This is a genomic window from Lactobacillus acidophilus (assembly GCF_034298135.1).
Classification (GTDB): Bacteria; Bacillota; Bacilli; order Lactobacillales; family Lactobacillaceae; genus Lactobacillus; species Lactobacillus acidophilus.
This window is the reverse complement of record NZ_CP139575.1, coordinates 1,940,980-1,961,965: the sequence shown is the minus strand read 5'-3', so window position 1 is coordinate 1,961,965 and position 20,986 is coordinate 1,940,980. Positions and strand designations below refer to the sequence as shown.

At 35.0% G+C, this 20,986-nt stretch carries 24 protein-coding genes; 3 read left to right on the top strand and 21 right to left on the bottom strand.

Going from position 1 to position 20,986, the window contains the following annotated elements; genetic code table 11:
* Position 1: 1 nt before the first annotated feature.
* The 10 genes from SO785_RS09480 to rsmG all read right to left on the bottom strand — a co-directional run bounded on the left by SO785_RS09480 (position 2) and on the right by rsmG (position 9,982).
* Complete coding sequence (locus SO785_RS09480) at positions 2–688, bottom strand: response regulator transcription factor (protein WP_003549720.1); 687 nt, start codon at positions 686–688, stop codon at positions 2–4.
* A 148-nt stretch (positions 689–836) separates the two neighbouring features.
* Positions 837–2,711, bottom strand: a complete 1,875-nt coding sequence (locus SO785_RS09475; protein ID WP_021721608.1) for an ABC transporter ATP-binding protein — start codon at positions 2,709–2,711, stop codon at positions 837–839.
* Positions 2,704–4,434: an ABC transporter ATP-binding protein gene (locus tag SO785_RS09470; RefSeq protein WP_011254586.1), complete on the bottom strand. Its 1,731-nt coding sequence runs from the start codon at positions 4,432–4,434 to the stop codon at positions 2,704–2,706. Before SO785_RS09470 ends, SO785_RS09475 begins: the two co-directional genes overlap by 8 nt.
* Positions 4,435–4,549: 115 nt before the next feature.
* Entirely contained in the window at positions 4,550–5,332 is a 783-nt protein-coding gene (locus tag SO785_RS09465) for a DUF1129 domain-containing protein (RefSeq protein WP_003549711.1), read from the bottom strand.
* Positions 5,333–5,341: 9 nt separating this feature from the next.
* Complete coding sequence (gene ychF, locus SO785_RS09460; RefSeq protein WP_003549709.1) at positions 5,342–6,442, bottom strand: redox-regulated ATPase YchF; 1,101 nt, start codon at positions 6,440–6,442, stop codon at positions 5,342–5,344.
* A 56-nt stretch (positions 6,443–6,498) separates the two neighbouring features.
* Entirely contained in the window at positions 6,499–6,762 is a 264-nt protein-coding gene (locus SO785_RS09455; protein ID WP_003549703.1) for a DUF951 domain-containing protein, read from the bottom strand.
* Positions 6,755–7,639: a ParB/RepB/Spo0J family partition protein gene (locus SO785_RS09450; protein WP_021873986.1), complete on the bottom strand. Its 885-nt coding sequence runs from the start codon at positions 7,637–7,639 to the stop codon at positions 6,755–6,757. The genes SO785_RS09455 and SO785_RS09450 overlap by 8 nt, the downstream gene beginning before the upstream one ends.
* Entirely contained in the window at positions 7,617–8,396 is a 780-nt protein-coding gene (locus SO785_RS09445) for a ParA family protein (RefSeq protein ID WP_011254587.1), read from the bottom strand. The genes SO785_RS09450 and SO785_RS09445 overlap by 23 nt, the downstream gene beginning before the upstream one ends.
* A 15-nt stretch (positions 8,397–8,411) precedes the next feature.
* The gene (noc, locus tag SO785_RS09440; RefSeq protein WP_011254588.1) at positions 8,412–9,242 is read right to left on the bottom strand and encodes a nucleoid occlusion protein; all 831 of its coding nucleotides are present in this window, start codon (positions 9,240–9,242) and stop codon (positions 8,412–8,414) included.
* A gap of 17 nt (positions 9,243–9,259) precedes the next feature.
* Positions 9,260–9,982: a 16S rRNA (guanine(527)-N(7))-methyltransferase RsmG gene (rsmG, locus tag SO785_RS09435; RefSeq protein ID WP_003549696.1), complete on the bottom strand. Its 723-nt coding sequence runs from the start codon at positions 9,980–9,982 to the stop codon at positions 9,260–9,262.
* A 184-nt stretch (positions 9,983–10,166) separates the two neighbouring features.
* On the opposite strand from rsmG, the gene SO785_RS09430 reads away from it, so the two are divergent.
* Positions 10,167–10,703, top strand: coding sequence for a CvpA family protein (locus SO785_RS09430; RefSeq protein ID WP_003549693.1), 537 nt, complete (start codon positions 10,167–10,169; stop codon positions 10,701–10,703).
* Positions 10,704–10,735: 32 nt separating this feature from the next.
* On the opposite strand, the gene SO785_RS09425 is transcribed toward SO785_RS09430, so the two are convergent.
* The 6 genes from SO785_RS09425 to SO785_RS09400 form a co-directional block, all read right to left on the bottom strand.
* Positions 10,736–11,665 (bottom strand): FAD:protein FMN transferase, encoded by a 930-nt coding sequence (locus SO785_RS09425; protein ID WP_003549691.1) that lies wholly within the window; start codon positions 11,663–11,665, stop codon positions 10,736–10,738.
* Between the two features lie 3 nt (positions 11,666–11,668).
* On the bottom strand, positions 11,669–12,460 hold the full coding sequence (locus SO785_RS09420) for a tyrosine-protein phosphatase (protein ID WP_003549690.1): 792 nt from the start codon (positions 12,458–12,460) through the stop codon (positions 11,669–11,671).
* A gap of 86 nt (positions 12,461–12,546) precedes the next feature.
* Positions 12,547–13,095, bottom strand: a complete 549-nt coding sequence (locus SO785_RS09415; RefSeq protein ID WP_003549689.1) for an NADPH-dependent FMN reductase — start codon at positions 13,093–13,095, stop codon at positions 12,547–12,549.
* A gap of 11 nt (positions 13,096–13,106) precedes the next feature.
* Positions 13,107–13,646: an NADPH-dependent FMN reductase gene (locus SO785_RS09410; RefSeq protein ID WP_003549688.1), complete on the bottom strand. Its 540-nt coding sequence runs from the start codon at positions 13,644–13,646 to the stop codon at positions 13,107–13,109.
* A gap of 152 nt (positions 13,647–13,798) precedes the next feature.
* A complete protein-coding gene (locus SO785_RS09405; RefSeq protein WP_003549687.1) occupies positions 13,799–14,422 on the bottom strand; it encodes a TetR/AcrR family transcriptional regulator in 624 nt (207 codons plus the stop codon).
* A gap of 114 nt (positions 14,423–14,536) precedes the next feature.
* Positions 14,537–14,779 (bottom strand): hypothetical protein, encoded by a 243-nt coding sequence (locus tag SO785_RS09400; RefSeq protein WP_003549686.1) that lies wholly within the window; start codon positions 14,777–14,779, stop codon positions 14,537–14,539.
* A gap of 95 nt (positions 14,780–14,874) precedes the next feature.
* Here SO785_RS09400 and SO785_RS09395 point away from each other — a divergent pair, with 95 nt between their 5' ends.
* Positions 14,875–16,287 carry a C69 family dipeptidase gene (locus SO785_RS09395; protein WP_021873988.1) on the top strand — a complete coding sequence of 471 codons (1,413 nt, stop codon included), beginning with the start codon at positions 14,875–14,877 and terminating at the stop codon, positions 16,285–16,287.
* Between the two features lie 38 nt (positions 16,288–16,325).
* On the opposite strand, the gene SO785_RS09390 is transcribed toward SO785_RS09395, so the two are convergent.
* The 4 genes from SO785_RS09390 to SO785_RS09375 form a co-directional block, all read right to left on the bottom strand.
* Positions 16,326–17,000 carry an ABC transporter ATP-binding protein gene (locus tag SO785_RS09390; protein ID WP_011254590.1) on the bottom strand — a complete coding sequence of 225 codons (675 nt, stop codon included), beginning with the start codon at positions 16,998–17,000 and terminating at the stop codon, positions 16,326–16,328.
* Position 17,001: 1 nt separating this feature from the next.
* Positions 17,002–18,063 (bottom strand): ABC transporter permease, encoded by a 1,062-nt coding sequence (locus tag SO785_RS09385; RefSeq protein WP_011254591.1) that lies wholly within the window; start codon positions 18,061–18,063, stop codon positions 17,002–17,004.
* Positions 18,064–18,591 carry a TetR/AcrR family transcriptional regulator gene (locus SO785_RS09380; protein WP_011254592.1) on the bottom strand — a complete coding sequence of 176 codons (528 nt, stop codon included), beginning with the start codon at positions 18,589–18,591 and terminating at the stop codon, positions 18,064–18,066.
* A 118-nt stretch (positions 18,592–18,709) separates the two neighbouring features.
* Positions 18,710–19,309: a histidine phosphatase family protein gene (locus tag SO785_RS09375; protein WP_003549678.1), complete on the bottom strand. Its 600-nt coding sequence runs from the start codon at positions 19,307–19,309 to the stop codon at positions 18,710–18,712.
* 142 nt (positions 19,310–19,451) lie between these two features.
* Between SO785_RS09375 and SO785_RS09370 the strand changes: the two genes are divergently transcribed.
* Complete coding sequence (locus SO785_RS09370) at positions 19,452–20,195, top strand: alpha/beta hydrolase (RefSeq protein ID WP_011254593.1); 744 nt, start codon at positions 19,452–19,454, stop codon at positions 20,193–20,195.
* On the opposite strand, the gene yaaA is transcribed toward SO785_RS09370, so the two are convergent.
* Entirely contained in the window at positions 20,192–20,953 is a 762-nt protein-coding gene (gene yaaA, locus SO785_RS09365; protein WP_011254594.1) for a peroxide stress protein YaaA, read from the bottom strand. The two genes, SO785_RS09370 and yaaA, sit on opposite strands and share 4 nt — an antisense overlap.
* Between the last annotated feature and the right edge of the window lie 33 nt (positions 20,954–20,986).

The following is a 20,986-nucleotide window of genomic DNA, read 5'->3' as shown; positions in this document are numbered from 1 at the left end:
TCTATGCCTCGACCTTGTATCCTACACCCCAAACAGTTTGAATAACATCTTCACCATCCGTTGCCTTTTGGATCTTGTCACGAAGATGGGATACGTGAACCATTACAGTCTTAGCAGAAACAATAGATTCTTGTTGCCATACACGTTCAAATATTTCATCAGCTGAAAATACTCGATTAGGGTGACTAGCCAAAAGATATAGAATACCAAATTCAAGTGCAGTTAACTGAATTGCTTTACCATCAATAGTCTTAACTTCATGCGAATCACGATTAATTACCAAAGGCCCTACTTCCAAAATATCAGGCTTTTCATCCTTAACTTGCTTTTGACTTCTACGAAGAAGTGAACGTACTCGAGCCATTACTTCAAGTGGATTAAATGGTTTTGAAACATAATCATCTGCACCGGTAATTAAACCTTGAATCTTATCCATATCACCTGTTTTAGCAGAAACAATAATAATTGGAATATCGGAATCTTTTCTAACTTCCTTAATTACTTCAATCCCTGACATATTAGGCATCATTACGTCTAAAATCATCAAAGCAATATCTGGAGTAGTTGTTAGCTTAGTAATTGCTTCTTTACCGCTATAGGCAGTAACTGGCTCATATCCTTCGTTTTTAAGATAAATACTTAAAAGTTCTACAATTTCTTTATCATCATCAACAACTAAAATTTTCACGAGGAATTTTCCCCCTTCTATTTGTTTTAATTTTTATACATAGTTTATCAAACCTTATGAATATTTTACCCAATTTTACTGAAAAGGCATAAAAGCAACGCTTTTCTTTATCTTTTCATAAAAAAAGCCGGCAAATGCCGACTTTAGTTTATTGAATTTCTTTTTTACCAGTATATAGTTCGTAGTAATAGCCTTTTTCTTTCAAAAGCTCTTCATGATTACCACGTTCAATGATGTGACCATGGTCAAGAACCAAGATTAAATCTGAGTTAACAATAGTTGATAAACGGTGAGCGATAACAAAACTTGTTCGACCTGCGAGTAAATTGTCCATACCAGCTTGTACCATCTTTTCAGTTCTGGTATCAATACTTGAAGTTGCTTCATCAAGAATCATTACTGGTTCATCTGCAATCATTGCTCGGGCAATACTAAGTAGTTGCATTTGTCCTTGTGATAAATCTCCGCCATCACCATCAATTACTGTGTCATAACCCTTATCAAGATCATGGATAAATTCATCTGCGTGAGACAATTTAGCTGCTTGATAAACATCATCATCACTTGCTTCAGGATTACCAAAGCGGATATTATCCATAATAGTGCCTGTAAACAAGTGTGTTTCCTGCAAAACAATGGATAATGATCTACGCAAATCATCTTTTTTAATATCCTTAATTGGGATACCATCGTAAGTAATTTTACCTGAATCAATATCGTAGAAACGGTTAAGCATGTTAGAAATAGTGGTTTTACCAGCACCAGTCTCACCAACTAAAGCCACCTTCATACCAGGCTTAGCATTAATTGAAATGTCATACAGAATTTGATGATTTGGCACATAACTAAAGTTTACATGATCAAAAACAATGTGACCTCGTACCGGAACCTTCTTAATTGAACCATCTTTTTGAGGTACGTTCCAATTCCAGTTACTACCAACTTCATCACCCTTAGAAATAGTAACGTTACCATTATCCATTTCTGAAGCTTGATCTTCCAAGTTAAAGATTCTCTCAGCGCCAGCTAAAGCCATGACAATTGAGTTTAACTGTTGAGAAATTTGGGCAATCGGCATACTAAATTGTTTTGATAATTGTAGGAATGAACCAATAGCACCCAGTGATAATGGAGCCCATTGATTAATCGCAGCAGCTCCACCGACAAAGGCAATTAAAACATAGAGTAAGTTACCCATGTTACCCATAATTGGGAAAAGAATTGTGGCAAAAGTATTAGCTCTACCAGAGGCTTGACGCAATTCTTCGTTATACTTGTCAAAACCAGCTTTTGATTCAGGTTCGTGACTGAAGACTTTAATGACCTTCAATCCGTTAAGCATTTCTTCGTTATAACCATTGATTTGACCAAGTTTCTTCTGCTGAATTTGGAAATAACGACTTGATCTCACAGTCAAGTAGCGAACAATTCCAAATGACAAAGCAAAGATAATAAATGAGAAGACAGTTAATTGCCAACTAAGTACAAACATCGCAATCACAACAAAAATCAAACTCAAAGCTGAATTAGTAAATTGTGGGATAGATTGCGAAATCATTTGCATCAAGGTATCAATATCGTTGGTATAACGAGACATGATATCACCAAATTCATTTTGATCAAAATATGAAATCGGCAAACTTTCCATGTGGATAAACATTTCATTACGAACACGGAATTGAACTTTTTGGGCTAAAACACCCATTAGCATGTTAAAAAGATAGTTAGACAAAAAACCAATTGCATAAATTCCAAACATTACCGCAATTGCTGTAGCAAGCGGACCATAATTGGGAACTCGTTCTTTTGTTAAAGGGACAATATAGTTATTGATCAATCGTTCAATAAATAATGAACCAATAACGTTGCTGGCTGCTGCCAAAACAATCGTAATCATGGAGATGATGAGCATCCATGGACTTGTGCTACCAACTAACTTAAGCAAACGAATTAAAATCTTAATTCTATTGCCTTTAGTTTGATTTTTATTTTCTACTGCATTTGCATTATCCAAATTACTCACCCTTTCCTTGTTCTTCTTGGAACTTAGCGATTGAACTGTAAAGTTCATTAGTCTTCATCAATTCATCGTGAGTACCGATATCTTGGATCTTTCCATGATCCATCACGATAATTCTGTCAGCATCCTTAATTGAAACAATTCTCTGGGAAATAATAATCTTAGTTGTTTCGGGCATATCTTTTGCAAGAGACATTCTAATTTCACGTTCTGTGCTGGTATCAACAGCTGAAGTGGAATCATCCAAAATCAAAATTTTAGGATCCTTAAGTAATGCTCTGGCAATAGTAATTCTTTGCTTTTGACCACCAGAAACATTGTTACCACCTTGTTCAACCATGGTATCGTAACCGTCTGGCATTTCACGAATGAAGCCGTCAGCATGAGCAATCTTGGCAGCAGCAACAACTTGTTCATCAGTAGCGTTTTCGTTACCCCACTTTAAGTTGTCTTTAACTGTACCAGTGAACAAAACATTCTTTTGCAAAACCATCGCTACGTTATCACGTAAGGTCTTTAGATCATATGACTTGACGTTATGTCCCGCTACACGAACAGCACCTGACGTTACATCATAAAGACGAGGGATCATTGATACTAAAGTAGATTTAGATGATCCTGTTTCACCAATAATACCGATTGTTTCCCCTGGCTTAATCCGCAGATTAATATCGCTAAGAGCCTCATTTTTATCAGCTAATTCATACTTAAAGTTTACATGGTCAAAAATAATTTCACCATTAGTCAAACGCTTAAGTGGTTTCTTTGGATTTTCAATAGTAGGTTTTTCATTAATTACAGCAGCAATACGACGACCGCTAGCACCTGAAATTACTAATTGGGTGGTAATCATTGCCAAAATATTCAAACTAAATAACACTGAATTTGAATAAGTAAACATAGAAATAAGTTGACCTGTTTGCAAGGTACCGCCAACTACTTCTTTAGCACCAAACCAGCAAATTGCCAAAGTTGAAATATTCAAAACAGCAGCTACTACAAGTGCATTCAAAGACATAATCTTTTGTGCGGTTGCAAATAACTTATAAATAAAACCCGATGATTTTTCGAATTTCTCAATTTGTGGTTTTTCTTGAACATAAGTCTTAACTTCGCGAATACCACGAACGTTTTCACGAACAACTTGGTTCATGCGGTCGTATCCTCTAAAAATCTTAGGGAAATATGGATAAGCTGATCTAATAATTAAACCTAAGGCAATTGCAAAAATTGGTCCTAATACCAAGAAAATCAATGATAATCTTGGACTAATAATTACAGACATGATGATTGAAACTATAAACATCATTGGTGCTCTTACCGCAATTCTGATAATCATTTGGTAAGCCATTTGTACGTTGTTAACGTCGGTTGTTAGACGCGTAACTAGACTGGCACTTGAAAAATGATCAATATTTTCAAAAGAATAATCCTGCATGTGATAGAACATATCTTTACGCAAATTAGCTGCAAAACCGGCAGCAGCGTGAGCTGAAACATAACTGGCACTCGCACCTAAGATTAACGAAACAATCGTTAATACAAGCAAAATAAGCCCCATTTTACTAATATAAGACATGTTCCCTTTCATAATTCCATTATCGATCAAGATACCAACCAAATATGGGATCAGCATTTCGATAATAACTTCACCGATAACGAACAATGGTGAGAGCAGCGACAATTTTTTATATTGTCGTATCGACTTGCTCAACGTTTTGACCATATAAAACCACCCTTCTATTTCTATCCTCATAAATTAAAAAGATAAATGGAGCAAAACCATTTATCTTTTTCTAGCTATTTAATTAAGTATGTACCTATTTTTTTAAAGAAGCAAGTTATTTATGTTGTGGACGCGGTGCAAATGTTGACCCCACAATGTGATAATGTCTTCTGAACAAGTAACGAACACCATATGCTATAGCAGCAATTACAATATCAGCAGCGCCTGGTAAAACTGGATTGATCATCCGGATAGCTGGAAGAGATAAAATCCAAATCCACACAAATAATACTGCCGCAATACCTAATCCACTTAAAAGTAATCTAGCCCAACCAATACGTTGACCATTCTTAGGGGTAATCCATTCGTTGTACTTAACCATAAAGATACCCATTAAGATACCAACACTAGCTAAAGTTAAAATACCCATTTGAGAGTTGGCTTGAGATTTATCATTTTCAAATAATGCAATGATCCCAAATAAACCTACAAAAATTGCTAAGTATAAAAGTGCACCATCAATTGCTGATTGCCAAAATGGTGTTTCAACTGGCTTTTGGTCTGGGTGAAGCATTTGTTCTGCTTTGATCTTAGGTGAAGCTAAGTATAAACCATTAGCTGGTTGACCGTGACGTTGCGCAATTACAATTTCACCAAGAAGCCCATCTGTCATTGCCATAGCTTCTTGTCTAGACATTGAGCCTTGAATTTGTAATTCTTTTTCTAAACGAAAAACGTAATCTTGGTTTTTGTTACTTAACTTTTGACGAAGAATCTTAGGATCTTCTTTTTTTAACTCTTCATCTTTAGTATCAGTTTCAGATTTTTTCTTTAACTTTTCTTGCTTTTCAGCGTTAATATTTGCGCTACTTTGCTCTTTCTTTGTTTCTTCAGCCATTCTTCTCCCCTAGACGTTAAATCTAAATTCGATAATGTCACCGTCTTGAACTTCGTAATCTTTACCTTCAAGGCGAAGCTTACCAGCTTCTTTAACCTTTTGCATAGTTTCAAGTTCGTCTAAGTCATCGTATGAAACTACTTCGGCACGAATGAATCCACGTTCAAAGTCTGAGTGAATAACACCTGCAACTTGTGGAGCTTTCATCCCCTTGTGGAAAGTCCAAGCACGAGTTTCAGGACCACCAGCAGTAAAGAAAGTTCTAAGACCCAAAATATGGTAGGCTGCACGAATCAGACGATCCAAACCAGATTCTTCAACGCCTTCCATTTCAAGGAATTCTTTCTTTTCATCGTCTTCCATACCGGCAATTTCTTCTTCTGTAGCTGCAGAAATACCTAAGCATTCTGCGCCTTCACTTTCTGCATGTCTTTTGACGATTTGGTAGTACTTGTCGCTTTCTGGATCAGCCATTGAATCTTCTGCAATATTTGCTACATAGATGATTGGCTTAGAAGTAAGTAAGAACAAGCCCTTAACAATCTTTTGTTCATCTTTATTAAAGTCAATTGAACGAGCGGCGTTTCCTTCTTCAAGAACTGGCTTCAATTTTTCAAGTACAGCCATTTCTGCCTTGGCATCCTTATCGCCTTGTTGAGCGATCTTTTGCACCTTACCAATACGCTTATTAACCGCATCAAGGTCAGCAATAGCAAGCTCTAAGTTAATAGTATTAATGTCTTCTTCTGGATCAACTTTACCAGTAACTGAAGTAATATTATCATCATCAAAGGCACGTACTACATGAACAATAGCATCAGTTTGACGAATATTTTCAAGGAATTTGTTACCAAGACCTTCACCCTTGGAAGCACCTTTTACTAAACCAGCAATATCGGTAAATTCAAAAGTAGTATGAACAATCTTTTTAGCAGGAATCAATTCTTGAATTCTTGCCAGACGCTTGTCAGGAACTTCAACCATTCCGACGTTTGGTTCAATGGTGGCAAATGGATAGTTGGCCATTTCAGCCCCAGCCTTAGTAATCGCGTTAAACAAAGTTGACTTACCAACATTTGGTAAACCAACAATACCAGCAGTTAATGACATTTGTTGTCCTCTTTTTCTAAAAAACTTTATTTATATTTTTATCTTACTTGTCTATTTTATCCAAAATTTGGACGAACGATACGATCTTTTGGTACATAATGCTCTTTTTTCAGATTAACCGGATCATTAGCCTTGGTTAAAACTTTTTTCACTTTACGATTAAACTCACTACGTGGCATCATTACCATCCGACCACATCCCAAACATTTAAGCTTGATATCTGCACCCATGCGTAAAATTTCCCAGTCATTGGTTTGACAAGCATGGGGTTTCTTCATTTGCACTGTATCAGCCAAATTATAAATAATTTCTTTAGCCATCTAAATCAACACCTAACAAATCAAGAATTCGATTCAATTCATCTGCAGAAGCAAAATCAATGGAAAGATGTCCCTTTCCCTTTTTGTTTTCTGAGATACTTACGCTTGCACCAAATTTATCAGAAAGTTGCGTTTCACTTGCATGAATAAAAGCAGATTTTTTAACTACCTTTTTCTGAGGTTTTTTCGCATTCATTTCACCAACAAGTGCTTCAACTTTACGAACAGGCATCCCTTCTTGGACCACTTTTTTAGCTAAAACATCAATCTTATCTTTATCCTTTAAGCCCAAAAGTGTTCTAGCTTGTCCCATTGATAATTCACCATGTTGCAATAAACGTTTAGTTTTACTTGGCAAAGTCAATAAACGCAAATAGTTGGCAATATATGGACGTGACTTACCCATCCGCTTAGAAACTTCTTCTTGAGTTAGTCCCAGATTTTTTTGCAACATTTCATAAGCTTGCGCTTCTTCAAGCGGAGTCAAATCTTCACGTTGCAAATTTTCTAATACCGCAACTTCCATCATTTGACTCTCGTCAAATTTACGAATAATAGCTGGAATAGTCGTCTTCTTGGCTAATTTAGAAGCGCGATATCTACGTTCACCTGCAATAATTTCATAACCATTCACAGACTTACGAACAATAATTGGTTGAAAGACACCATTTTCTTTAATTGAATCTGATAATTCCTTTAAACTTTTATCGTCAAAATGTTTTCTAGGCTGATATGGATTAGGGCGAATATCACTTAACTCAAGTTCTTGTACTTCTTCAGTTTCTTCAACTTGAGGTTCATCTTCGAAAAGAGCTTCAATACCACGGCCTAAGCCGCCTTTTTTTCTAGTATCTTTACTTTTTGAGTCTCTTACCATGAGCTTTTAACACCTCTTTTGCTAACTCATCATATACCTTCGCGCCACGAGATCTTGGAGCATATTCAGTAATTGGTTGACCGTAGCTTGGAGCTTCAGCCAATTTAGTAATTCTAGGGATAATTGTTTTATATACTTTCTTGCTAAAGTAAGATTGAACTTCTTTAACAACCTCGGCCCCTAAATTGGTTCTAGCATCAAGCATAGTTAAAAGTACGCCTTCAACGCCTAAGTCTTTGTTAAAGTGCTTTTGTACTAAACGAATAGTGTTTAGCAATTGACTTAACCCTTCCATTGCATAATATTCACTTTGCACTGGAATCAAGATTGAATCAGATGCAGTAAAAGCATTAATTGAAAGTTGGCCCAATGATGGGGGACAATCGATAAAGATAAAGTCATATTGATCACTAACTGCATCAAGAGATGACTTAAGGCGAGTCTCTCGGGCCATCATACTAATCAATTCGGTTTCGGCACCAGATAAGTTAATTGTTGCCGGAACCATATCAAGCTTAGCAGTCGAAGTATGATGAATTGTATCTTGAATAGGAACTTCATCAATCAAAACATTGTAAATGTCCTGGTCAATCTCTGATTTTTCAATTCCTAAACCAGAGGTAGCGTTACCTTGAGGATCGATATCAACGATTAAAACGCGATAACCACGGTCGGCAATTGAGGCCGCTAAATTAATAGTAGTGGTAGTTTTACCAACTCCACCTTTTTGGTTAGCAACCGAAATTACATTTACCATATTTTTCATCCTTTTCTATTTTCTCTTCAGTTCGATAGTAATCTTGTAGTCATCAGGATTTTTATCTTCTTTAATTTTAACTTTGATACCTGAGTCTTCAGCTAATTTAACAGCCTTTTTAATTGTATTGATTTGAACTTTTAGATCCTTAGGAATGCGGTTTACTACACGTTTTTGTTCAGATTTTGCCTTAGGCTTAGGATTAAAGTATGCTTCAACATCTTTAGCGATTTCTTCAGTTTGTTTAACATTTAAGCCCTTAGCTTCGATTTCTGCTAAAACGCGTTTTTGATCATCTTCGCTAAGACCAATTAAAGCACGACCATGACGAGCAGTAATTTTACCTTCGATTAAAGCTTGTTGAACTTCATCACCCAATTTAAGTAAACGCAATTTATTAGCAACATATGATTGTGACTTTCCCATATCTTTAGCTAAAGCTGTTTGAGTTAAATTATTTAACTTCATCAAATTAGTGTATGCTTTTGCTTCATCAATTGGATTTAAGTCTTCACGTTGTAAGTTTTCAATTAAAGCAAGAGAAGCTGCTTGATCATCGTCCATATTTTTAACGATTGCTGGAATTGTTTCCCAGCCTAAGCTCTTAGCAGCACGATATCTACGCTCACCGGCAATGATCTCATATTGATCACCATCTTCACGAACTACTATTGGTTGAAGTAAGCCATCCTTATCAAGTGTTTCAGCTAACTCTTTAATTGAATCTTCTGAAAATTCACGTCGTGGTTGGTAACGATTAGGTACAATCTTATCCAATTCCAAATCTTGGATTTGTTTGTTCTTAGGGACTTCCTCGTCATGACGCATAAAAGAAAATAATGACATAGCTATGTCCTCCTAAATTAATGTATTGGTTTACGCCGCGGCGTTCCAGCTTGACGTGGATACTTCTTTGGCGTTTGCTTGATTTTTTTTACTAAAATTAAAGTTCTCTCTTCCTTACTATGTGGCAAAGTTAATTCTTCTTCTTTAACTAATTTACCACCAAGCACTTCAAGAGCTTTTTGGCCGTCATCTAGTTCATCTTCTGCCTTAGGGCCTTTAAGTGCAATGAAATATCCACCTTTTTTAACAAGTGGTAAACAATATTCACTTAACACACTCATTCTAGCAACAGCCCGAGCTGTGACAAGATCAAATTTTTCACGATAAAGTTTATTTTGACCAACATCTTCTGCACGACCATGAACTAATTCGACATCAGTTAAACCTAATTTTTCAATTAAGTTCTTTAAAAAAGTTAATCTTTTAGCAAGAGAATCAACAATAGTCACCTTAAGTGTTGGATTTAAAATCTTAAGCGGAATTGAAGGAAAACCGGCCCCGGCCCCAACATCACATAATGTTGCACCATCTTTAAATACTTCACCAAAAGTAAATAATGGAGTCACACTATCAAAGAAGTGCTTTAAATAAACTTCATTTTCTTCAGTGATCCGAGTTAAATTGACATGCTCATTAACTTCGATCAAATATTTAAAATAAAGTTTAAATTGTTGCTTCTGCTTATCAGATAATTCAAAATTATGTTTTGATAGTTCTAAGATAAATTCTTCAGGATTCATTTTTCACCCGTGAAACTTGTTTCATATTTCTAAAATTAACGTAAAATGCATTGACTAGCAAAGACAAATCGTCCTTTCAATTATGAAGTATTTTACTGCAATCGTCAAAGTTTTGATGAGCAAAGAAAACTAGTTCTTTCACTTACGAAATAAGGTATAATTTAGCGCAAAGGAGAGTTTTATTTTGGTTGTTACTTTAATAGTTTTGGCCTACTTGGCATATCAAGCTTATACAGGTTATAAAACCGGCTTTACACGGTATATCATCGGATTAATTTGTTCTGCGATTGTTTTTATGGTGGCTATTTTTATGCAAAATCCATTTGGTAATTGGCTTTACACACAATTTACCGGAGAAATAATCGGAAACAATTCAACAAATAATATCGAATTAATGATTGCACGTTTCGCTGCATTCTTTATTATCTTCTTTATTGGAAAAATGGTAATGAAGATTTTCAAGAATTGGATTCCTGCAAAAAATCCTAATGCAACTAGCTTAGGCAGTTTGCTCGACAGCGTATTAGGCGCAATTGCTTCATTTGTAGCTAGTTATTTCTTAGTTTATGTTGTCTTGTCAATGTTCAACGCATTACAAAACCCATGGTTCATGCAACAAACACTTGATTCATCATTCTTACGTTTCATTATTTATAGCACACCTGGACTTTCAAATGGTGTATTCAATAGTATTTTCAATATTAGTAAAACAGCTGCTTAAGCAAAAAAGATTTGGAGAAATCCAAATCTTTTTTATTGATCAAAATTATCATACTCAACGTGTTCGTCGTTATAAACAAACACAGCACCAATTCTATCTGGGTCATCATGCCAGCCTTTCATTGGATGCCCCGCAAAAAACAATCTTTTGCATTCAATTTCTGCTTCTACTGAATACCTAGTAAAAGTAGTTACACCAGCTAAATCAGTTTTAACTGGATAGCCTGTTCTTGGATCAATCAAATGATGATACTTATGACCATCTACCACCAAATAGCGCTCATAAGTGCCACTCGTTACAGCAGAGCATTGTGGTACCATTACCGAGGCAATATTATCGCCACGGGGTTCCTTAGGATCTTGAATACCAATCATCCATTGGCCATTTACTCTCTTAGGCGAATCACCAACTAATAAGATATTTCCTCCCAAATTAATGATGCCAGCTTCTACACCATATGCTAACCAAAGATCACGAATTCGATCTGCAATCCAGCCTTTAGCGATTCCACCCAGATCTAATTCCATTCCCTTCATTTTTAAGAAAACAGTTTGATCTTGGTCATTTAACACTACTTTGAATGGATTAGTCAAAATCATCTTGTCTTTAATTTCTTCATCCCGTGGAACACAAGCCCCTTTAAAACCTATATGCCATAGTTTTACAACCGGTCCTATTAAAGCATTAAAGCCAAAATTTTCACGACTTTTTTCTACCGCTAATTTTACCAAGCTGTAAACAGCACTTGAAACTTGAACAGGATAATCTCCTGCAGCATGATTTATATCCATTACTTCTGATTCATCACGGTTAACAGTAAGAAGATCCTCATAATGATCAATCAAATCAAATGATTTTTGTAACAGCTTGCGATCTTGCGTTCCAAAAATTTGTAAAGTAATTGAAGTTCCCAATGCATGATGATGACCTACTACTTGTTCTAATGCCAAATCTTTTATCATTTTTTAGTCTTCCAAATATAATTCACGAAGTGTATCACGCAATTCAGGCGTTACACCGATTATTTCTTTTAAATAATTATCAAGACTACCGAAGTTCTTATGAATAGCGATTAATGATGTATCTAAAAATGCATCGCTAACTGAACCAAGAATTCGCATATTAGCACGGAAGCAAAGATTTTCGCCATTTTCCTGCATTATTTTATCTCGACTAGCGCGGTAATTATCTAGCATATAATTCGAATACAAATAATCTTGGCGGATTGTTTCCATATCAACGCCTAGCAAATAAAGAATCAATACCGTTACGATACCTGTTCTATCTTTACCTTCTGAACAATGGTAAATAATTGCACCATCTTTAGTATTAGCAAGCACTTCTAAAATACTGTGCAGAGCATGCTGAGCATGTTCTTTCATGACATGAGATCTATACCGATCACACATCATATTAAAACCAGCATATTGATCTTTACGATACGTTTCAAAGACTTTAGTAATATCCTTTTTTCCACCCTTAGTATTATCTTCTGTAGAGATCGATAGATCAATATGTTCAACACCTGGAATTTGACTATCGGGTGCCTTTTTACATTCAAATGGCGAGCGTAAATCTATAATTTTAGTCAAACCATAATCAAGCAGAAACTTCTTATCATGTTCAGTAATATTACTTATTTTTCCCGTTCTAAGTAAACGGTGCATCTTTATTTTGCGCCCATTATAACCAACATAACTACCTAAATCACGTGGATTGCGAACTTTATCTAATGGTAAAATAATTGGATTTATCATAATCTCACCCCTTATGTTTTTTTGATAAAAAAACCGAATAGTTTCCTATTCGGTAATTGTACTATTGAGATTGCAAACTAACAAAATTATTTATTAATTTGATTAACAAATTCAACAAAATTATTCATCATTTGATCAAGTTGCTTAATGTAACCGTCATTAATCAGATCGCCAGTTTCTTTATCAAAATTACTTGCAGCACCACCGATTAAAACTTCATTACCTGGTAAAACATTAGCGCTCATATCAGGTGAAAGCAAAATTTCTCTTGCATCTTCTTGAGCACGACTTGAGCCTTGAACACCGTAAGAAGTACCAACAACTGCTGCTGGCTTCATTGCCATTACATTAGGACCAGCATGTGAACCTAACCATTCAAGTGCACTTTTAAGTGCGGCTGGAATGGAGTGATCATATTCCGGAGTAGTTAAAATTACCCCATCAGAATTTTTAATATCTTCAATCCATTGTTTAGTAATTTCATCTGGTTCTTCAGATCTACAAAATGGTTTAATTTGGTCAATCTCTTTTACTTCAATATCGGCTTTATCACCATAACGCTTAGCAATAAATTTTGCTAAAAAACGATTATATGAAAATGGAGCATTTGTACCAACAATTACTAATAAATTCATAAATAAGCCCCCTATTTAGTGATTTTTGCATACCAATCATCAACTTCATCAAAGAAGTGATTTAAGAATTTAAGAGTTCCTGGATCTACTAAGTTACCCTCTTCATCAAATTGCTTTGGTGCGAATCCCATCATAAATTCATCACCGTTAAATACATAGGCACTAAAACCTGGAGAAGCTAAAATACTCTTTAAACGAGTTTGGGAACGAGCAGCGCCTTGTGGCATGGGTGAGGTCGAAACAATGACAACTGGCTTACCATGGAATGGGTGTATTGCACTTGAAAGCCATTCAAGCGCACTCTTTAAAGCGCTAGTTACTGAGTGTTGTTGTTCTGGTGAAGCAATCAGCACCATTTCAGCATTCTCAATTTTTTCACCTAAAGCTAAAATATCTGCAGGTGCTTCAACCCCCTCTTTAAACATAGGCAAACCTTTTACTGTTGCAAAATCAAAATCATATTTATACCCTAAATTTTTTATGATAATTCTAAGTAATTTTTCGTTAAATGAATTATCGGCATTTGAGCCAGATAGAGCTAGTACTTTCATAAAAACCACCTTTCAAAACTCTTTAGTTCAATTATAACTTATTATGAATCATAAATTGGCCTTGATTACTTTTCACATAAAATGAAAAAGACATTTCCGAGTATGGAAATGTCTTTTTGTCTTGAAAAGCATAAATGATTGGTGAAATATTATTATGCCAAGTTGTCCTTGAGAGATGCTTCTTCATCCGCAGCGAACATTGGGTTTTCTTGAGTTTCGCTAAGGTGATCATTAAGCATAGCATCATGGATCTGAGCATTCAAAACATTAATAATTTGATTTTGACTAAAACTTGCAATTTTGTTAACAACTAATGCAGCCATACCAGTAGTTGAAATCCAGTTAGCAATTACAATATTTCGAATTTTATCTTCATCATAGTTGGTATCAGGATATTGCTCTTTAAACTTTTCAGTTCCTAGTCCCAATAAAGTATCTGCAATAACCTTACTACCGAACTTACCATCAGCAAACATTGCACGGAATAAGTTAACATGCGTTTTAGCGAATTCAATATATGATAAATCTAAATCAATTAAAGGTTCGCCAGTAAATTCTTGCTGTAATGTATGATTTCTTAAGTCTGCTGAAATTCTTTCTAAGACTTGAGCACGAAGGTCGTCCATGTTGTCAAATTCTAGATATAAAGGTTGGGTTGAAAAATGTCCAGCTTTTGCAATGCTACGAGCTGTTAATCCTTCAATACCGTCCTTAATTGCCATCTTATAAGCAGTATCTAAAATTTTATCTTTACTAAATTCTTTTCTTCTTGCCATTTCTATGCACCTCAATCATTTGTTGCAAATATGCTTTTCAATACGCCTGTTATTTTTTCTTCACGAATATCATATATCCAATAAATAACAAATTCAAGTCTAAACTATTTATTTTTATAAACGTTTAAACAATGATGATCCGTTGTCTCCCGTAAACTGGTCATAATGTGATGAAACCATTTCAATAACTGCCTGCTTATCTAATCCTTGTGAAGCACAGAATGAAAAAAACGCAGCAGATAAAATATACCCACGTTCGCGATCATCTGTAAGGTTATTTGAAAACTTCATATTGATTGTATGATCAGCATAGTCTGTCGTTAATTCGATAGACTTGTCTTCTGGTTTATCATTCATATTAAAACCTCGCTTTACAAAATATTAATATAATATAAAATTACGACTTTTACATTATAATTATATTACAAATTATTTTAGAAAGCGTGAATTTTATGAATACTACAGTCGTTGGTCGTTCGTCTTGTACCTCAATCTTAATTGGTAAGAAAGCATCCCTTTCAGGCAGTGTAATTATTGGCCGCAATGAGGATGCAAAAACTGCTTGGCCAAAACATCTTGCATTCAATCACCATAAGAATGTTAAGAATAACCATTTTAAGTCAAAAGACAATAAATTTGAAATTGATTTACCTGAAAAGATATTCAGCTATTCTTCCACACCAGAATGGACAGATAAATACGGTGTTTTTGAAGAAGATGGCATTAATGAGTATCATGTGGCAATGAGTGCTACTGAAAGTGCCTATGCCAATGATCGTGTAATGGCAGTTGATCCATTCAATACAGAAAAGGGCATCCTAGAAGAAGCTATGGTAACGGTAGTATTGCCATATATTAAAACAGCAAAAGAAGGCGTTATTCGCTTAGGCAAAATCGTTGAAAAACATGGTGCCGCTGAAGCAGACGGGATCTTATTTGCTGACCGCGACGAAGCATGGTACATGGAAATTGGATCAGGTCACCACTGGGTTGCTCAAAGAATTCCAGATGATTCATATGCAGTAGTTGCTAACCAATTAGCAATTCAAGAAATTGACTTTGACAGTGACAATTTCTTATATTCAAATAATTTACAAAATTTTGTTTATAACAATCAACTTTGGCCAAAAGATAAACCATTTATTTGGCGTGATATTTTTGGTACACATGACGATAGTGATCTTCATTACAATACGCCACGTGTTTGGAGCGGTCAGCGTCTTTTAACGCCATCTGCTGAACAAAAGCCTCAAGACTTCAATTTACCATTTACCAGAAAGCCTGATGCGCCTATTTCTGCCCAAGATGCTCAACATGTTTTAAGTGATCACTTTAATAATACAGTTTATGATCTAACAAATAAGAAAAATAAAGATCAGCCTGCATTTCGTCCAATTTCTGTAGCTACTACTCAAGAATCACATTTGCTTGAATTAAACGGCGAAGACATGATTCATTGGCTAGCAATGGGCGTTGCCGCACAAAGCGTATATATTCCGTTCTATCCACAAGGTACTAAAGTTCCTAGTACCTGGAAAAACGGTAAAGAGACTTATTCACCGAATTCTGCCTACTGGGTATTTAAGCTTGCCAGCGTTTTAGTTGATCGCAATTGGAGTAAGTACGGTACTGCATTGAGTAATACCCAAAACTCTACTAATGAGAAATTATTGCAAATTAGACATCAATATGATGAAAAATTAGCTAAGGAAAATGATCCTGCTAAACGAACTGATTTAATTAATGAAGCAAATGCTAAACTGGCTAAGACAGCTACAGACGCATATAAAGAATTAACTGCAAAATTGATTACTGAACAAACTGGTGATTCACCACTTAGATTCCAAATGGATCCTAACCTATAAGAGTAAAAAAAGCCGCAAAATGCGGCTTTTTTTACAGATTATTTTTTCTGAGTCATTTTACCATCCATCATCTCATAAATATGATCAGCATATTTTTCTAGACGCGGATCGTGAGTAACTAACATCACAGCTTTATTACGCTTTTTAGCTAGATCTTTAAATAATTGTCCTACTTCTTCAACGTTTTTGGTATCAAGTGAAGCAGTAGGTTCATCTGCCAAAAGAATTTCTGGATTAGCATAAAGTGCACGTGCAATTGCTGCTCTTTGTTGTTGACCACCAGATAATTCCCCAGGATATTTTTTCAATAACTTCGTAATTCCTAACTGCTTTAATAACTTATCCAATTCATCTTTGGAGAGGTTATTTTGCTTTTTGACTTTATCTACTAAAACAAATTGTTCCTCAACCGTTAAAAATGGAACCAAATTGTATGCTTGTAATACAAAACCAATTTTAGTCAAGCGAAGTGCATTACTCTTTTTAGCTGATAAGTTGCCGATATCATCACCATCAATTATTACCTCACCTGAAGTAGGTTTTTGCAAAGAACCAGCGATTGTTAAAAATGTACTCTTTCCTGCACCTGATGGTCCCATTATTAAGACAACTTCACCTTTATTAGCAACAAAATTAATATCTTGTAAAGCTATAACTTGCGCATCGCCTTTACCATAAATCTTCTTAACATTTTTTAATTCAATTACTGCCATTTTATTCACCAATCGCCTTTGCTGGATCAACCTTCATAATTGATCTAATTGGAATCAAACTACCAATAATCCCCATTACTAGCATTCCTACTGTGCCACTAACCATAATTAATGGTGTGAAATTCATTGGTACAGCTGCTGGTAAAACAGCTGCAGTAATCCACATTAAAATTAATGCAATAATTACGCCAACCGCAACTAAAATAATTGATTGACTGATCGTTGCACCAACCAAAGTTTTGCTTGGAATACCTTGTGCGCGCATAACGGCAAAATTATGCATCTTTTGCATAGTTAAGATATATAAGAAAACAGCAATAATAATTAATGATATTACAAATAAAAAGCCAATCATTAGACCAAATGTCAAATTCTGTGCAGTATATCCTGGCAACTTGCTGATATATCTATCAATTGAATAAGTCTTTGCATCTCTATGATTAAATTTATAATTCTTATTTCTTGAAAGGATTGCTGATGCTTGAACATTTGGCGCTACCATTCGCATTTTCTTCCATGTAGAAAATGAACCATAAACAATTGGTGCAATATTAATCTTAGCATTTTTTACAAAACCAACAATTTTGTATTTTTTGCTTGAGCCATTCAGGCTAATTTTATCGCCTAATTTATATCCTTTATCTTTAAAACTACTATCTACTGTAACTTGATTGCTATTTTGCGCTTTTTTACCAGAAAGTAGTTTTTGTTCTTGATAAATAAACTGATTTTTCTTTATTCCCAAAAATTGTGCAGATACAGAACTACGGTCTTTAGCTTTAACTACTGCACCCATTTGGCCAACATAGGCTTCAGATTTTCCTACTTTTACATCCTTAAGATCTTCTTTAGTAAGAGCGGATTGACTCATACTAATATTAGAATTCTTATTAAGGACAATTTTTTGAGCGTCCCAGCTCTCAATCGCCTGAGTATTTTCACTAGCTAATCCCACTGCTAATGATGACAACATAAAAATTAAATAGCTAATCAAAAAGATCATTAAAATGATTAACCCATATCGTAATTTTTCATGCTTTATTTCTTTAATTGCTAAAAACAATTAATCCATCCCCTTTTTAAGCATGTATAAGCTCTTTTTGTATCTAGCTAAATTTTTCTCACGATTTTCCGGATCTGATAAACAAAGATTAATTATCTCATGACTTAAAACCATTGCACTCCACATTTGAGCATCTAAGTTTAAAAGCTGTCTAGAATACATCTTATAAGTATCTGGAATCAAATACTCATTTTGTGACATATGCAATTTCATCATTGGTTCAAATTTACTGTTTTGTGTTTTATCAATAAATTTTACAACTCGATCGTAAAAATGATCTGGATCATATTTTTCGCCCGGTGCCATATTTGCATGAATAGTATCAATAGCCTTGTAATACATATAAATATATGCATCTGTTAAATCATCGAAGTATTTATAAAATGCACCACGAGCAATATCTGCTTTTTTCACAATATGTGATACTTTAGCATTTGCTAAAGGATATGTACTAAATTCCTCTAATAATACATCTTCAATACGTTTACGTTTAGCTAACGGTAAATTTTTAAAAGTTTGCTTAACCATATAATCATCCCCCCTTTTCAGCTTATGACGTTTTGTCACTAAGCGTCTATATCATAGCTCATTGTGACGAGTTGTCAATAAAAATGGTTAAAAAAAGAGAACTTTCAACAGTTCCCTTTTATGCAAGTACACGATTATAATAGTTCATTCTAGCGATGCCTTCACGGTAACTAAACTTGGTTAATGCACAATTATCAACAGTTTCAAAATGAATCATATCACCATTAGTTAAATAATGTGCTGCCATCATTCTGATCAAAGTACCATGACAAACAACTAAAATCTTCTTATCTGGATACTTTTTAGCAATATCATCCAAAAATTCACCGCAACGCTTATTAAGTGCCTCATGACTTTCACCATTTGGAGCATATTTAACATAAGAGCGCGCTACTTTCCCCCAAGGATCTAAAGCATCTGGATGCTTTTCTTTTAATTCACTTAACGGTTTACCGTCCCATTCACCAAAATCGATTTCAAGCAAACGATCATCGAGTTGAATTTCTTTTTGTCCTTTAACAAAAATCTCTGCTGTTTCTACAGCACGATTTAGTGGACTACAATAAACCACATCGAAACTGCTGGGATCAAAATTCTTAGCAGCTTTTTCTGCATAAGCACGACCCGCTTCATTTAAACTTGCATTTACTGATGAGCCTTGGATACGTGCAGATTTATTCAAATCAGTTTGTCCATGACGAAGAAAAACAATTTCCATACTTTTATTACTCTTTCTGTTTCAATAATTAAATATTACGCTGATAAAATTAATCTTTCCAATTTCTTAATTTATTTTCGGCAAATTTCTTTATAAAAAGGCTTACAATAAAATTATACATTATGTGGAAAGAGGAAGAGTTATGTCTCGCATTACAATTGAGAGAGATGGCCTCACTTTAGTAGGCGATCGTGAAGAACCTTTTGGTGAAATTTATGATATGGCTATTCTTATGCATGGCTTTACTGCAAACAGAAATACCCCTTTATTAAGGCAAATTGCCGATAACTTACGCGATGAAAATGTAGCTAGTGTTCGTTTTGACTTTAATGGACATGGCGAAAGTGATGGTGCGTTTGAAGATATGACTGTCTGCAATGAAATTGCGGATGCACAAAAGATTTTAGAATACGTACGTACTGATCCACATGTACGTAATATTTTTTTGGTGGGACATTCACAAGGTGGCGTAGTTGCTTCAATGCTAGCTGGACTTTATCCAGACATTGTTAAAAAAGTCGTTCTTTTAGCACCGGCTGCTCAATTAAAGGATGATGCCTTAAATGGTGACACTCAAGGCGCAACTTATAATCCTGAACACATTCCAGCAGCTATTCCATTTCATGGTAAAAAGCTTGGCGGCTTTTATTTAAGAACCGCACAAGTATTACCAATCTATGAAATTGCTAAACATTATACTAATCCAGTTTCTATAATTGTTGGCTCCAATGATCAAGTAGTTGCCCCTAAATACTCAAAGAAATACGACGAAGTCTACGAAAACAGTGAACTGCACATGGTCCCAGATGCAGATCATAGTTTCACTGGTCAATATAAAGACTCTGCTGTTGATTTAACTGCAGAATTTTTGAAGCCCCTATTTTAATGCCGAGTAAAATCAAAATCAGTTCTAAAAATATAATGATCGTCTGAACTGACTTCTGGTACAAATTGAAAATCGAAATCATGAAAGTCTCGCAAATCTGCGGGATTTTTTATTTGCTTTTCTGCCATAAAGCGCACCATTTCACCGCGCGCCATTTTGGCATGAACACCGACAGTTTTCCACTTGTCATTTTTTAGTTCTTGAAAATCAACAGTAATCATTCGCCTAGCTGAATTCAGATAAGGTTTAACTAAACGCATATATTGCTTAGATGCTAGATTAATTACTACTTGATCCTCTTTAAATAAACTATTAGCAATATCTTCATCCCAAAAATGATACAAACTATAATCACGAAAGCCTACCATTTTGGTATTTAATTCCAAACGATATGGACATATTCCGTCAAATGGACGGAGCATCCCATAAAAACCTGATAAAATACGCAAATTTTTTTGAATATAATCAAGCGCTGGCTGAGTAAACAAATCTGGTGCCATGTACTGGTATTGAATACCTGAAAAAGCTAAAATTGCTGGCGTTAAATTAGTATCTAAATCCATATTTTTCAACTGAAATAAGCTTTGCTCAACTACTTTATCACTGGCATGCCATAACGTTTCCAGTTGATCTCGGGTTCTTGATTTTAAGAATTTCTCTAATATCCTAGTCTTTTTCAAAAATTCTGGTGTGGATTGAACAGGAAAAGAATCTCGATCTAATTTCATAATTTTTGCGGGAGCAATAATAATTTTCATTTCAATATTTCGTTCCTTTACGATAAACTAAAC